This is a genomic window from Francisella halioticida (assembly GCF_002211785.1).
GTDB lineage: Bacteria > Pseudomonadota > Gammaproteobacteria > Francisellales > Francisellaceae > Francisella > Francisella halioticida.
In genome coordinates this window covers 1,029,844-1,045,483 of sequence record NZ_CP022132.1, presented here as the reverse complement: position 1 = coordinate 1,045,483, position 15,640 = coordinate 1,029,844, and the positions used below count along the sequence as shown (strand labels likewise).

Below are 15,640 nucleotides of genomic sequence, written 5' to 3'. Positions count from 1 at the left end.
TAGGTCTTATTTGCTGTGCTATGCTTATTATATTTACATTACAGTTATCTAAATTAATTGATCCTAAAGAAACTGATACACTGATTGCTATGGTTATAGCATTACTTTTTCCTATGATTGGTTTTTTTATAGCTCCAATATACCCAACATTATGCTCAAGTGTTCTTAGTAGCCAACCAGAAAATCTTCAAAGTGCAATGGCAGGTTTAATAATTATATTCTCTGCTTTAGGTGGTACTATCGGCTCTAGAATAATTAGTGAGATATTTGCTCACTTTATAATACCCTATGAAATTTTAACAACAATTTTGAGAATTTAGTTCCTAAAGTAGCTAAACTATAAATGAGCAATTTAGGATAAATGTAAATGAGTAATAAGAGAAAAATATATACCGTTGAATTTAAGACTAAAGTTGTCTTGGAAGTATTGGGGAAAGATCAAACAATCACACAGTTATCAGTAAAATATAATATTACGCCCAAAAACATAAATAATTGGAAAACAGCCTTTTTAGAAAATGCTGAGTTGGTAATGGATCCATCCAAATCAGTATCACAATATAAAAAAGACAATGCAAAGCTTCAAACCAAGATAGATCAGTATTCTAAGAAGGTTGGACAACTAACAATTGAGAAGGAATTTCTTGAGGGAAAGCTCGTAAGCTTGGGATTATCTGATAGAAAAGCGATGATTGATCCTAAGCATAAATTATCTGTTGTAAAACAAAGTTGCTTATTAGAAGTTTCTAGAGCTGGTTTATATTACAAGCCTGTGGTTAACGAACATAAAGAAGAAGTAAAAGCAAAGCTTATACAGATACATGAGGAGATTCCCTGCTACGGCTATATAAAAGCTCATAAGCAATTAATAGAAGATGAGTTTAGCATCTGTGAGAACACAGTACAAAAGTATCGTAAAGAGTTAGGCATCAAAGCTATATTAGCGGTGAAAAAACCAAACTTAAACTTATCTGAACCTAACAAAGAGCATGCTATTTATAGTTACAAACTAAAAGGTTTAAGCATATTGAGACCTAATCAAGTTTGGTCTACAGATATTACATATATTAAGACTGATGCTGGCACAGTTTATATGGCAGATATTATTGATTGGTACTCTAAGGCTGTACTAAGTTGGGAGATATCCAACACTATGGATAGTAGTTTAGTTATGAAAGTTTTAAATGAAGCTCTGTATAAATATGGAGTACCAGAAATATTTAACACTGATCAAGGTAGCCAGTACACATCTAACATTCATATCCAAACATTATTAGATAAAAAAATTACTATATCTATGGATGGTAAAGGTAGAGCAACTGATAACATTTGCATCGAAAGATTTTGGAGAAGTGCTAAATGTGAGAGATTTTATTTAAATCAATATCCTGGCATTGTTGAACTAAGAAACGATGTGGATGATTATATAGATTTTTATAATAATAGAAGATTTCATGAGTCTATCAATTATAAAAAACCTATGGAATTTTATTACGATAACTTATTGGAAAAACGGGCGGCTTAGATGGGAACTAAATAATTGAAAATATTGTTTAATTTATTGGGGTAGTATACTTCGGTGAAGTTACGGCCTTCTACTGCGTACTTATACCTATAGCTCTTTTAGTATTACTAATTCCTCTCTATGCAAAACTTCATAGGAATAAATAACATGTCAAATAATTCATTAATCCAATTATCTGGCGAGCTTTTTGAAGCAGTTCAACTAAAACCATGCTTTAATGATTCTAAATACTTCGTTGATATGTCACCAAAGAATACTCCCAACGAAATACTTAAGAATTACAACTACTTAAAAAATTCAGAAAATTTTAACCTTAAATCTTTTATTGAAAATAATTTCTACCCCCCTATATCAGAAAAAATTTTTGATAACGGTGTAAAAGTATCTTTATCACAATATATCAAACAAATGTGGCATTTTTTACATCAATCATCTGATCAACAGAACTCATTAAGCTCTCTTATATCACTACCAAAACCTTATATAATCCCAGGAGGTAGATTTAGGGAGGTTTATTACTGGGATTGCTACTTTACTTGTGAAGGTCTACGAGTAAATGGTGAGATTCAGATGATTAAATATATAGGCAGACAACTTTGCATTCCTTATAGAAACTATTGGGTTTGTACCAAATGCAAACAGAAAATATTATCTAACTCGCTCCCAACCACCTTTATTTTATCTAATTGTAAATATTTTATATAAAGAACTTGGTATCTCAGCCATTGATAAATATTTAATAACATTAGAAAAAGAATATTCATTTTGGATGAATACCCAAAGAAATATAGATGGTTTAAATAGATATTGGGATGATTCTTCCACACCTAGACCAGAATCATATAGAGAAGATATTGAACATGCAAAAAATATAAAAGATAAACCTAAATTCTATCGTAACATTCGTGCAGCCTGTGAATCTGGCTGGGACTTTTCTAGTCGTTGGTTTGCCCAAGAAGATAATTTTAATACTCTCCAAACAATAGATATTTTACCTATTGACTTAAATAGTTACTTATATGGATTAGAACATCTACTTGGAAAATGGTTTACAGAAGTTTCAGAACAACAAAAATCGGCTAAGTATTTTAAACTAGTAAACAATAGAAAAAAACTTATACAAAATAATTTTTGGGACAATAGTAAGAAATTCTTCTATGATTTAAACCATAATACTAATACGCTTACGACTGTAATAAGTTTAGCTGGAATCACACCATTATTTTTAAATATAGCTACAAAAGAGCAAGCTCAACAAGTAGCTAAAACTATACAACATCAATTTTTAGCAGAATAACGACTCTTACACATACATCACAACAGTGGGACTCACCAAACGGCTGGGCTCCTTTACATTTTAAAGCTGTAATAGGTTTAAAAAATTATGGATTTGATAAACTCGCTGAGACAATTGCTAAAAGGTTTGTAAACACTATTAATCAGAAATTCAAAGAAACAGGTAAAATCCGCGAAAAATATGATGTACTTAATCTAAAAGCACATGCTGGAAGTGGAGAATACGTAGTGCAAGATGGTTTTGGATGGACTAATGGAGTAGCTGCATATTTTATCAAAATATATGATCTAAGAATATAAATCAATTTATAAATACTAAATTAAGAGAACTTATGGAAAAGATATTACTTACAGGTTTTGAGGCTTTTGGCAATACACCAATTAATCCAGCTGAATTAGTTGCTAAAGCACTTAATAATACTCAAATTGATAACGCATATATAGTCAGCCATATTGTGCCAAATACCTTCTTTAAAAGTATTGATTACGTTATAAAATTAATTAATGAAATACAACCAAAGCTTGTTATTATGATGGGAGAGTATGCTGGTCGTACTATGATCACAATTGAGCGTATTGCACATAATTTAAATGACGCAACACGCTACCAGTTGACTGACAATGCTGGAAAAGCTCCTCAAGATCAGCTTACAATACCTGATGGACCTACTGCCTATTATTCAACACTTCCAATTAGTGCTATGACTTAAGCAGTACGTAATGCTGGAATCCCTGCAGATATCTCTGACACTGCTGGAACTTTCTGTTGTAATCATCTGATGTATGGCATATTACATTATATAAGTACACATAAGCTATCTATAAGTGCAGGCTGGATTCACCTACCACATTTACCTTGTGTTGCTACATTGCCTGAAGCACCTAGTATGAGTCTTGAAACTTCTATAAAAGGTGTGAAAATTGCTATCTCAGCTGCTTTAAATAATAAACACGATACGTCTGAGCCAATTCTATCACGTTTACAGATTTAGCAACCTGTACAAAATTATAAAAACTAATACAAATATTCTTAGAATAATGATTATCTTTATAAATTTATAAGCTAATAAATAGTATTATATTTTTAGTATTATTAAATAAGTTTTGAAAATATATATAAAAAAATAAGATCTATAGCTATCTAATACTCTTAAAGAGTACTAAATTAATAGAGATTAAGAAATACTATTTAATGATAGGGGCTAATTCACCAGCTTCATATTTTTGAAACATTATCTCAAGTGAGATAGACTTAATTTTGCTTGCCATACCAGCACTACCAAATGCTTCGTATCTAGCTTGGCAAATTCCTGACATTGCTACTTTTGCTACAGCATTATATTTACGTGGATCAAACTCTGCAGGATTCTCAGCCATAAATTTTCTAACTGCACCTGTAGCAGCCATACGTAGATCAGTATCAATATTTACTTTACGCACACCATATTTAATAGCTTCAACTATTTCTTCTACTGGTACACCATAAGTCTCACCCATAGCACCACCATAAGTATTAATTACCTCTAACCAATCTTGCGGCACAGAAGATGAGCCGTGCATAACCAGGTGAGTATCAGGAATTCTTGCATGAATCTCTTTTACTCTTTTTATGGATAACACATCACCTGTAGGCGGCTTAGTAAATTTATAAGCACCGTGTGAAGTACCAATAGCTATTGCTAGGGCATCTACTTTTGTCTTCTTAACAAAGTCAGCAGCTTCTTCTGGATCTGTAAGCATTTGATCCATAGATAATGTACCTTCAGCCCCTACACCATCCTCTTCACCTGCTTGACCAGTTTCTAGTGAACCAAGGCATCCTAATTCACCTTCAACAGATACACCACAAGCATGAGCCATATCAGAAACTGTTTTTGTAACATTCACATTATACTCATAGTCAGATGGAGTTTTTCCGTCTGATTTTAAAGAACCATCCATCATTACAGATGAAAAACCTAACTGAATAGACCTTTGACAAACTGCTGGAGATGTACCATGATCTTGATGCATACATACAGGAATATGTGGATACTCCTCTATTGCTGCTAAAACTAAATGTCTGATAAATGGAGCACCTGCATACTTTCTAGCACCTGCAGAACCTTGTAAAATAACAGGTGAATTTACCCTGTCTGCAGCTTCCATAACAGCTCTAACCTGTTCAAGGTTATTTACATTAAAAGCTGGCAATCCATAGCCATGCTCAGCAGCATGGTCCAATAATTGTCTCAGTGAAACTAAAGCCATATATTATCTCCTTATCTTACTTGACCTGCAACTATTACTTTAATTTTATTAGTACTTCCGTGTACACCCATACTATCTCCACTAGTAAGAACAAGCATATCTCCTTCCTTAACTAAGCGTCTATTTTCCAACTCCATGGAAGCTGACCTATTTACATATAATTTAGACATCCTTGTTGAGTCAAATCGTATAGGCACAACACCTCTAAATAAAGTCATAGCACCAAGTGTTGTAACATTACGTGATAATGCATAAATAGGCAAATCAGTATTTATACGTGACATCCAACGAGATGTATTTCCACCTTCAGTTAATACAATCAACCCTTTAGCATTGATCTCATTAGCAATTTTCACAGCTGCTATTGATACTGCTTGATCAATACGACTACAATTGGCTATCTTAGGTTTTTTAACCATATGGCTATATTTACTATGCTCCGCAGAGTAACATATTCTAGACATTGCCTCAATAGTCTCTACAGGGTATTGCCCTACTGCAGTCTCGGCAGAAAGCATCACAGCGTCAGTTCCATCAAAAACAGCATTTGCAACATCAGAAGCTTCAGCACGAGTTGGTGAAGAACTCTCAATCATTGATTCCATCATCTGTGTAGCAGTGATAGAGCCTTTTTCATTTTGGCGTGCTGTAGTAATTATTAATTTTTGAGCTGCAGGGACATTTTCATCTCCAATTTCCACAGCTAAATCACCACGGGCTACCATAACAAGATCAGAAGCATCAACAATACCTTTTAAGTTACCTTCTAAAACGGCTTCTGCTCTTTCAATCTTAGCAACCATTGCAGGTGTCCAACCAGCTTCATTTACAAGTTGGCGAGCATATTCCATATCTTTACCATCTCTGACAAATGATACAGCCAAGAAATCTACCTGTAGCATCGCTGCTATTTTAATATCTTCTTTATCTTTATCAGTTAAAGCTGGTGCTGTAAGTCCACCGCCTTTTTTATTGATTCCTTTATTATTAGAAACTTTACCACCAACCACAACTTTCGTGATAGCCTTGTTCCCCTTTACAGAATCTATCTCTAAAACAATCTTACCATCATCAACTAACAGTATATCGCCCTTTTTTACATCCTGTATTAACTCTTTATAATCAATACTTACTGAATTTTCATCGCCATCTTCAAGACCTAGATCTGCATCAAGAGTAAATTTCTGCCCTTTTTTTATCTCTACAGGACCTTTTTTAAATTTTGATAATCTAATTTTAGGGCCTTGCAGATCACCTAAAATGCCAACATAAGTATCTTGCTCTTTTGCAATTTGACGAATCAAATCTACTCTTTTGCGGTGATCTTCTGCAGAACCATGCGAAAAATTACATCTTACTGCATTAACTCCCGCCTTAATCATCTTTGTTAAAGCTTCTCTAGACTCACTTGCCGGACCAAGAGTAGCTAAGATTTTTGTTCTTCTCATATAATTTGACCTTAAAATTACTTTTTTGCTTTTTTTATCAGCATCTCTATAGCGGGTAACTTTTTACCTTCTAAAAGCTCTAAAAATGCTCCACCAGCTGTAGATATATAAGAAACCTTATCTTTTATATCAAATTTTTCTATCGCAGCAATTGTATCACCACCACCAGCAACTGAAAAAGCATCTGATTCTGCTATAGCTAATGATACAGCTTTTGTACCTTCTGCAAAGTTATCAAATTCAAAAACTCCTATAGGACCATTCCAAAGAATAGTATTTGCTTGTTTTAAACATTCAGTTATATATTCTTCTGATTTAGGGCCTATATCTAAAATAATATCATCACGAGCAATATCATGAACATCCTTCACTATAGCTTCAGCATTTTCATCATTTTTTTTAGCGACTCTAACATCTCTTGGTATTGGAATGATAATATCTTTTGAACTAGCCTCAACTATAATCTCTTCAGCCTCAATAACAAGGTCTTCCTCATATAATGAAGCACCAATTTCATAACCTTGAGCTTTTAAAAAAGTATTTGCAATACCACCACCAACTACTAAGATCTCTACCTTTCTTAATAAGTTATGCAAGACCATTAATTTAGTAGATACTTTAGAACCACCTACTATAGCAGCCATTGGCTTCTTAGGCGCTTCTAAAACCTTTTCTAAAGCACTAACTTCTTTAGCTAAAAGTAATCCTGCACATGCTACTGGAATAAATTCAGCAACACCATAAGTAGAAGCATGTGCTCTATGAGCTGTAGCAAAAGCATCCATTACAAAAACATCTCCAAGACTGGCTATCTTTTGAGAGAGTTCCTCGTTAGACTTTTTCTCACCTTTATTAAAGCGTACATTATCACACATAATAATTTCACCAGCTTTAGCATCTACTCCATTTAGCCAATCTTTAGCAAATTTAACAGGTTTATTAATAATTTGAGATAATGCTTCTGCTACAGGTTCTAATGAAAACTGAGGATTATATTCACCTTCAGTAGGACGACCAAGATGAGACATCAAAATAACAGCCCCACCTTTATCTAAAATATATTGAATTGTTGGGATAGCAGCCTCAATTCGAACTTTACTTGTAACTTTGCTATTTTTGACAGGTACATTAAAATCTACTCGAACAATAACTCTTTTACCCTTTAAATTAACATTTCTTAAAGTCAGAAAATTCATAACTTACTCCAAGTTTATAAAGCTCCAAAATATTCTACTACTCTAACCATTTGGTTTGTGTATGACATTTCATTGTCATACCAAGATACAACTTTAACTAACGACTTATCACCAAGTGAAGTAACTTTAGTTTGAGTTGCATCAAATAATGAACCTTCAGAAATACCTATAACATCACTAGAAACTAACTCTTCTTCTGTATACCCAAAAGATTCATTAGCAGCAGCTTTCATAGTAGCATTAACTTGCTCTGCTGTAACACTTTTAGATACCACAGTAACAAGCTCAGTCAAAGATCCAGTAGGTACGGGAACACGCTGTGCAGCACCATCTAATTTACCTGCTAATTCTGGAATAACTAAGCCAATAGCTTTAGCTGCACCAGTTGAATTAGGTACAATATTTGCAGCAGCAGCTCTTGCACGGCGAAAATCATTTTTTGCATGAGGAGCATCTAAAGTGTTTTGATCACCAGTATAAGCGTGAATAGTTGTCATAAAACCACTTTCAATTGTTGCTAAACCATGTAAACCTTTCGCCATAGGAGCTAAACAGTTTGTTGTACAAGACGCAGCAGATATTATTTTCTCATCAGCATTTAGTATACTATGGTTAACGCCGAACACCACTGTTGGTAGATCATTTCCAGCAGGAGCAGAAATAACCACTTTCTTAGCGCCTGCATCTATATGAGCTTGTGATTTTGCTTTTGATACGTAAAAACCTGTACACTCTAGTACAACATCCACATTCAATTCACCCCATGGTAAATTAGCAGCATCTTTTTCTGCATATATTTTAATTTCTTTACTATCTACAACTATAGAATCTTCTTTTGCTGATGTTGTAGCTGCTTTTGAGAATCTACCTTGAGCAGAATCATACTTTAATAAATGTGCTAACATTTTTGGATTTGTTAAGTCATTAATTGCAACAATTTCAATTCCATCTTTATCAAACATTTGACGGAAAGCTAAACGACCAATTCTACCGAAACCATTAATTGCAACTCTCATATTAATCTCCTTAAGATATTATCTTGCGAAAGTTATTACACATATTTAGCAACAATGTTGCTGATATTTTCCACAGTAAAACCAAAATGTTCAAATAAATCTACAGCTGGTGCTGATTCACCAAAACTATAGATTCCTTTTACTTCACCTCCAGCTTTTGGCATATATTTATACCACATATCAGGCTGTGCCATTTCTACAAAGACTGCTGGGATGTCATCTTTAATTACTGATTTTTTATATTCTTGATTTTGAGCATCAAATATCTCTACACAAGGTATAGAGGCTACATTTATTTTTATACCTTCATTTCCAAACTTTTTAGCAGTATTTATAGCTAATTCAACTTCTGAGCCAGTTGCAATAATTGTTGCTTTTGCATCAGAATATTCTTTAACTAAATAGCCACCTTTTGAAACTTTTTCTACTTGCTCTTGATTTTCAACTGCAGGTTGTAATCCTTGACGAGTTAAAACCATAACACTTGGAGCATCCTTTGATTTAACAGCTTCTTGCCAAGCAATCATTGTTTCAATTGTATCTGCAGGTCTCCAAACATTAAGATTAGGTATTAATCTTAAGCTCGGAACGTGTTCAACTGGCTGATGAGTTGGACCATCTTCACCTAAACCTATTGAATCATGTGACATCACATGAACTACAGGTTGCTTCATAAGAGCAGACATTCTAATAGCGTTTCTAGAATAATCACTAAATACTAAGAATGTGCCGCCATAAGGCTTTAATCCTCCATATAAGCTTAAACCATTCATAATAGCGGCCATACCAAACTCTCTAACACCATAAGAAAGATAGTTAGCACCTTCATCAGTATTGTTTAGCCAAACAGAGCCACTCCAATTAGTATTATTTGACCCTGTCAAATCAGCTGATCCACCAAACATTTCTGGCATTCTACTACATAAAACTTCTAAAGACATTTGAGAAGCTTTACGTGTAGCTACTTTTACAGGATTTGCTAACTGATAATTTATATACTCACTCACAGCTGCATCTAATTTAGAAGGCAACTCTTTATTTAGAACTCTATTTAATTCTTCATACTTAGCATTTTCTTTGTAAAAACCCCATTTTTTTTGCCAATCTTGCTCTAAAGATTGACCTTTTTCTTTAGCATCCCAATATTCATAAACATCTTGAGGCACTTCAAATGAACCATAATTCCAGTCTAACTCTTTTGCAACAGAAGCTCTCTCTTGTTCACTCAGAGGAGAGCCGTGAACAGAGGCTGTTCCTGCTTTTTCAGGGGATCCAAAACCTATAACTGTTTTACAACATATTAAAGTAGGTTTATTTTGCTCAGATTTAGCACCAAGTATAGCTTGCTCTATTGCCTCAAAGTCATGTCCATCAACGTCTTTTATGACATTCCAACCATAGGCTTCAAATCTCTCAACCGTATTATCTGTAAACCATCCTTTAGTATCTCCATCTATAGAAATACTATTATCATCCCAAAATGCTATTAATTTATTTAAACCTAAAGTCCCTGCTAAAGAACACACTTCATGAGAGATTCCTTCCATTAAACAACCATCACCTAAAAACACATAGGTATGATGATCTATCACTTTAGTATCAAGTGCATTGTATCTTTTTGCTAAAAGTTTTTCTCCTAAAGCCATTCCAATAGCATTTGCTAAACCTTGACCTAATGGTCCAGTAGTAGTCTCAACACCAGCTGTATAACCATACTCTGGATGACCAGGAGTTTTTGAATTAAGTTGTCTAAAATCCTTGATATCATCAATCGACACATCATAACCAGATAGATGTAACAATGAGTATAAAAGCATAGAACCATGACCGTTCGAAAGCACGAATCTATCACGATTTATCCAATTTGGGTTTTTGGGATTATGTTTAAGGAATTTTGTCCATAGAACCGTAGCAATATCAGCCATACCCATAGGCATACCAGGGTGTCCTGACTTAGCTTTTAAAGTTGCATCAATAGACAAAAATCTTATAGCGTTTGAAATTTCTTGAGAAATAGATAAAGACATTATTGTTTGACCTTTTATTCGTGATTATTAAAATACAAAAACATAAGTTATTACGATAATACAGCAGAGACTTCCATAAAACAAGAAATCACGATAGAATATCTTCTAATCAAAGCTTATAATCTATAAAAATGAAAAGTAGTTTCTATAATAATAAATTATTTTTTTATATACGCTAAACAAAAAAGAGAATTAGAAAACTACAAAATAATAATTGATGATATTGGACAGGTTTCCGACCTAATAAATAATGAACATCATACATTCATGTGTAACTTTTCTTTCTTTGAGGAGAAAAAACACGCTTGTATTAAGTATGCCATTCATGGAGTAATAAAACTTATTTGCCAAAATACTTTGGAGCATTTTGATTATGATTTCAATGTATCAAATAGCATAATAATCGTCGAGGATGACAGATTAGCTGCTGATAGCTTAAATGATCCTTTTATATGCGAAAACTCAACTATTGATTTACGAGACATTATCAAAGAAGAAATTATCTTGGACCTACCTTTAGTGCCAAAAAAAATTCTAACACTTGTAAAAAAGTAAAAAAAGATCCATACTATAGCGGACAAGAAAATGTTACAAAAGAAAAAAAGAATCCTTTTGAGGTTCCTAAAAACTTTAAAACGTAGTTTTTCAATAAAAATAAATACAAAATAAGAGGTTATCTAAAATGGCTGTACAACAGGTTAAAAAAAGCAGATCAAGAAGAGACATGAGAAGATCTCACGATTCTTTAACAGCTTCTACTTTATCTACTGACAAATCAACAGGCGAGTTACACTTAAGACATCACGTGTCACCTAATGGCTTCTATAAAGGCAAAAAAGTTGTAGATACAAAATCAGAAGACTAATATTTCACAAATTACTTCATAATCCGTTTATTAGATTTAATATTTTAATAAGCAAGACTAACTATCTATATAGGAAATTTTACTTATCATGAGTTATAAAATATCTATAGATGCTATGGGTGGTGACAATGGTTTAAATACCACAATCCCTGCAGCTCTTGAAGCAGTAAAGAAAGATTCTAACCTACAAATTGTACTTGTTGGTGATCATCACAAAATTAAAAGAGCTTTAGACAGATACTCAAAGGTAAAAAGAATAAAACTGCCAGTTCTGCAAAGAGTGGCTATTCATCACGCTAGCGAGACTGTTGCTATGGGCGAGTCTCCGTCTATCGCGGTTAGAAAAAAGAAAGATTCATCAATGCGTGTAGCTATAAACCTTGTCAAAGATGATACAGTTGATGCTTGTGTTAGTGCTGGAAATACTGGTGCTTTAATGGCTACATCAAAATTTGTTTTAAAAACTGTAAATGGTGTTGATCGCCCTGCTATTGTATATGCTTTACCTGCATATAATAGAGAAACTAGACAATTAAGTAAAACTTATATGCTTGACCTTGGTGCTAATGTTGTTTGTTCGTCAGAGCAACTTTTCCAATTTGCAATAATGGGGTCAATATTAGCAGCCAGCTCAAAAGGAGTTACTGAACCTAAAGTTTCACTACTTAATATTGGTGAAGAAGAAATGAAAGGTTTAGACAATATCAAAAATGCTGCAAAACTATTACAAAACTGTGACTTCATTAACTACCAAGGTTACATTGAAGGTAAATATATTTTTGACGACTCCACAGATGTTATTGTTTGTGATGGTTTCGTTGGTAATGTATCTCTAAAAACTATGGAAGGTAGCTTAAGACTTATTGAATCACTAATTAAAAAGTCAATAAGAGAAACTTCTTGGCTAATGAAAGTTCCAGTAATAATGGCATTACCACTATTTAAAAAAATGAAAACTGGCATGAATCTAGATAGTTTTAATGGAGCTTCACTATTAGGATTAACAGGTATTGTTGTGAAAAGCCATGGCAGTGCAAGTGCAAATGCTTTTGAAACAGCAATTTATGAAGCAATCAAAGAAATCAAATATAACATCCCTAAAACAATTCAAGAATCCTTAGAAAAAGTTCTTTAATCTTTTTTTTCATGATACAATAATTTTTAAATCCCAAGTCGTTTTAAAATTGGCTTGAGATATTTTTTTTGTTATCAATCTAACTAAAGTAGGTATAACTATATAATGTTTTCACAAATACTAGGTACAGGAAGCTATTTACCTGAAAAAATCTTAACTAATGAGGATATAAGTAAATTTGTAGATACTTCAGATGAATGGATAAAGCAAAGAGTTGGAATAGAGAAGCGCCACTGCGCAAATGAAAAAGAAACAACTAGCTATATGGCTACTGAAGCGGCAAAAAAAGCTCTTGAGGCAGCCAACTTAGACGCTAATGAAATTGATACCATAATAGTTGCCACAAGTACTGCTGATTTTATAATGCCATCTACAGCATCTATTGTTCAACAGAATCTAAAAATAACAAATTTTAAGATTCGTTGTTTTGATGTTTCTGCAGCTTGTAGTGGGTTTGTTTATGCTCTTGACATTGCAAAACAATATATAGAAAGCTCTAGCTCAAAAAACATATTAGTAATTGGTGCAGAAAAGATGACACGTGTTTTAGATTGGAATGACCGTTCTACTTGCGTACTTTTCGGCGATGGAGCTGGAGCTGTAGTTCTTTCATCAAGCCAAGAAAAGAAAATCCTATCATCTTCATTATTTACAGATGGCTCCTGCTTGGATATGCTCAATGTTCCAAATAATCTTCCAAGTTCTAGAGGTCAAAACATTGATATTGACCCATATCTAATTATGGAAGGCAATAAAGTTTTTAAATTTGCCGTTTCTAGACTATCTTCTCTAGCTAATGAATTAATAAAAGAAGCTGGTATAGAATCTAATGATATTGATTGGCTAGTTCCACATCAAGCAAATTATAGAATATTGAATTCAACAGCAAAAAAAATCAATATGCCAATGTCTAAGGTTGTTACCACATTACAAGACCATGGTAATACTTCAGCAGCGTCTATACCTTTAGCTTTAGATCATGCTATAAAAAATAATCAAATTAAACCCGGAGATACAATAATTTCTGAAGCATTTGGTGCTGGATTTGTCTGGGGTGGGTTTATCGCAAAGATATAACCTAGCTAGCATCTAATAACTTTTGTTTAATAAGGAGATTTCATTATGTCAAAAATAGCTATAGTTTTTCCAGGTCAAGGTTCACAGAAGCTAGGAATGCTTCAGGATTACTATGATAAATTTGAAACTTTTAGAAACGCTATGAATGAAGCAAAACAATATCTTGGCTACAATATATGGAACATAATCCAAAACGATCAGGACACTTTAAATAAGACAGAGTTTACTCAGCCTGCCCTTCTTGCTACAAGTTACGCTATATTTAAAATTTTAAAAGAGCAAAAGCCTAGTCTTAATATAGAGTACTTTGCAGGACATAGTTTAGGTGAATACACAGCCCTTCTAGCTGCTGGGTGTATCTCATATAAAGATGCCTTGCAGCTTGTATCTACAAGAGGTAAGCTAATGCAGAGTGCTGTAACCAACAAAGACTGTGCAATGAGTGCTATATTAGGTCTTTCAAATGATGATGTAGTTCAGGCATGCCAAGAAGCTTCTGATATAGGTGTGGTTGAAGCCGCCAACTTTAACTCAACTGGTCAAGTGGTTATTTCAGGAGAGAAAACTGCAGTAGAAAAAGCCAATTTGATAGCTAAAGAAAAAGGTGCTAAACGTGCTCAAATTTTAGCAGTTAGTGTTCCTTCTCATTGCTCATTAATGAAAAATGCTGCTGATAAATTTGAAGCTGAATTAAACAAAGTAGAATTTAAAGAACCTTCTACGGCTGTTGTACAAAATTTTGATGCAAAATCACATAATAACCCATCAGAAATAAAATCAGCGGTTATTAAGCAATTATATAAGCCAGTATTATGGACTCACTCAATAAAAGAGCTCGTTAATCTTGGAGTTTCTGAAGTTATCGAATGTGGTCCAAATAAGCTACTGTGCGGACTTATAAAGAGAATAGATAAATCATTGACTATCAAAGATACAAACACAGTAGACAGTTTAGAAAACATTAAATAGGAGATATAAATGTCTTTAAATGAAAAAGTTGTATTAGTAACAGGCGCAAGTCGTGGAATTGGTTTTGAAGTTGCCAATACATTAGCAAGTAAAGGTGCTACTGTCATAGGAACAGCAACAACTCAAGCATCTGCAGAAAAGTTTGAAGAGTCTATGACAGAAAAAGGTTACAACGCTAAAGGTATGGTACTAAATATTTCTGATGCTGATAGCATCAAAAACCTTTTTGCTCAAGTTAAAACAGAAAATCTAACCATAGATGTATTAGTAAATAATGCTGGTATTACTCGTGATAATCTAATGATGAGAATGTCTGAAGATGAATGGAATGCTGTTATAAACACTAATCTTAGCTCTATTTTCCGTATGACAAAAGAGTGTATACGAGGAATGATGAAAAAAAGATGGGGAAGAATTATCTCTATAGGTTCTGTGGTTGCCTCAGCAGGTAATCCAGGACAAACAAACTACTGTGCAGCTAAAGCTGGTGTAATTGGTTTTTCAAAATCACTAGCTTATGAAGTTGCTAGTAGAAATATAACTGTCAATGTTGTAGCTCCAGGTTTTATCGTAACAGATATGACTGATAAGCTAACAGATGAGCAAAAATCATTTATTGCTACTAAAATACCATCCGGTCAAATGGGAACTCCTAAAGATATAGCTGCTACTGTAACTTTCTTAGCTTCAGAAGATGCAAGATATATCACAGGACAAACACTTCATATCAATGGTGGCATGTATATGGCTTAATTTTTGCAAATATATTGCAAAAATAGATAAAAAATAATATTATTAGGAATAAATGTAAATTTTTAATTTTTAAAACAAAAATA

The 15,640-nt window shown here is 33.5% G+C and carries 12 protein-coding genes and 3 pseudogenes; 10 read left to right on the top strand and 5 right to left on the bottom strand.

Going from position 1 to position 15,640, the window contains the following annotated elements:
- The first annotated feature begins 20 nt into the window (after positions 1-20).
- The 4 genes and pseudogenes from CDV26_RS13060 (at position 21) to pcp (ending at position 3,813) form a co-directional block, all read left to right on the top strand.
- Positions 21-320, top strand: coding sequence for a transporter (locus tag CDV26_RS13060; protein ID WP_245806524.1), 300 nt, complete (start codon positions 21-23; stop codon positions 318-320).
- Positions 321-367: 47 nt separating this feature from the next.
- Positions 368-1,525, top strand: coding sequence for an IS3 family transposase (locus CDV26_RS05600; RefSeq protein WP_088772443.1), 1,158 nt, complete (start codon positions 368-370; stop codon positions 1,523-1,525).
- 147 nt (positions 1,526-1,672) lie between these two features.
- Positions 1,673-3,121 (top strand): annotated as a pseudogene (locus CDV26_RS13840) (trehalase family glycosidase).
- Between the two features lie 32 nt (positions 3,122-3,153).
- Positions 3,154-3,813: pseudogene (pcp, locus tag CDV26_RS13050) on the top strand (pyroglutamyl-peptidase I).
- A gap of 193 nt (positions 3,814-4,006) precedes the next feature.
- Here pcp and fba read toward each other — a convergent pair.
- From fba to tkt, 5 genes are read right to left on the bottom strand one after another with little or no spacing between them, the layout of a single operon-like run.
- On the bottom strand, positions 4,007-5,071 hold the full coding sequence (gene fba / locus CDV26_RS05585; RefSeq protein ID WP_088772442.1) for a class II fructose-bisphosphate aldolase: 1,065 nt from the start codon (positions 5,069-5,071) through the stop codon (positions 4,007-4,009).
- An 11-nt stretch (positions 5,072-5,082) separates the two neighbouring features.
- Entirely contained in the window at positions 5,083-6,519 is a 1,437-nt protein-coding gene (pyk, locus tag CDV26_RS05580; RefSeq protein WP_088772441.1) for a pyruvate kinase, read from the bottom strand.
- Positions 6,520-6,536: 17 nt separating this feature from the next.
- A complete protein-coding gene (locus CDV26_RS05575; protein WP_088772440.1) occupies positions 6,537-7,715 on the bottom strand; it encodes a phosphoglycerate kinase in 1,179 nt (392 codons plus the stop codon).
- Positions 7,716-7,729: 14 nt separating this feature from the next.
- Positions 7,730-8,731 (bottom strand): type I glyceraldehyde-3-phosphate dehydrogenase, encoded by a 1,002-nt coding sequence (gene gap, locus CDV26_RS05570; RefSeq protein WP_088772439.1) that lies wholly within the window; start codon positions 8,729-8,731, stop codon positions 7,730-7,732.
- Positions 8,732-8,766: 35 nt separating this feature from the next.
- Positions 8,767-10,758, bottom strand: a complete 1,992-nt coding sequence (gene tkt / locus CDV26_RS05565; protein WP_088772438.1) for a transketolase — start codon at positions 10,756-10,758, stop codon at positions 8,767-8,769.
- Between the two features lie 147 nt (positions 10,759-10,905).
- Here tkt and CDV26_RS13835 point away from each other — a divergent pair.
- The 6 genes and pseudogenes from CDV26_RS13835 (at position 10,906) to fabG (ending at position 15,557) form a co-directional block, all read left to right on the top strand.
- Positions 10,906-11,399 (top strand): annotated as a pseudogene (locus tag CDV26_RS13835) (YceD family protein).
- A gap of 41 nt (positions 11,400-11,440) precedes the next feature.
- Entirely contained in the window at positions 11,441-11,623 is a 183-nt protein-coding gene (rpmF, locus tag CDV26_RS05555; RefSeq protein ID WP_088772437.1) for a 50S ribosomal protein L32, read from the top strand.
- A gap of 88 nt (positions 11,624-11,711) precedes the next feature.
- On the top strand, positions 11,712-12,758 hold the full coding sequence (plsX, locus tag CDV26_RS05550; protein ID WP_088772436.1) for a phosphate acyltransferase PlsX: 1,047 nt from the start codon (positions 11,712-11,714) through the stop codon (positions 12,756-12,758).
- A 105-nt stretch (positions 12,759-12,863) separates the two neighbouring features.
- A complete protein-coding gene (locus tag CDV26_RS05545; RefSeq protein ID WP_088772435.1) occupies positions 12,864-13,835 on the top strand; it encodes a beta-ketoacyl-ACP synthase III in 972 nt (323 codons plus the stop codon).
- A 45-nt stretch (positions 13,836-13,880) separates the two neighbouring features.
- Positions 13,881-14,804 (top strand): ACP S-malonyltransferase, encoded by a 924-nt coding sequence (fabD, locus tag CDV26_RS05540; protein WP_088772434.1) that lies wholly within the window; start codon positions 13,881-13,883, stop codon positions 14,802-14,804.
- Between the two features lie 9 nt (positions 14,805-14,813).
- Positions 14,814-15,557 carry a 3-oxoacyl-ACP reductase FabG gene (gene fabG / locus CDV26_RS05535; RefSeq protein WP_088772433.1) on the top strand — a complete coding sequence of 248 codons (744 nt, stop codon included), beginning with the start codon at positions 14,814-14,816 and terminating at the stop codon, positions 15,555-15,557.
- Positions 15,558-15,640: the final 83 nt, after the last annotated feature.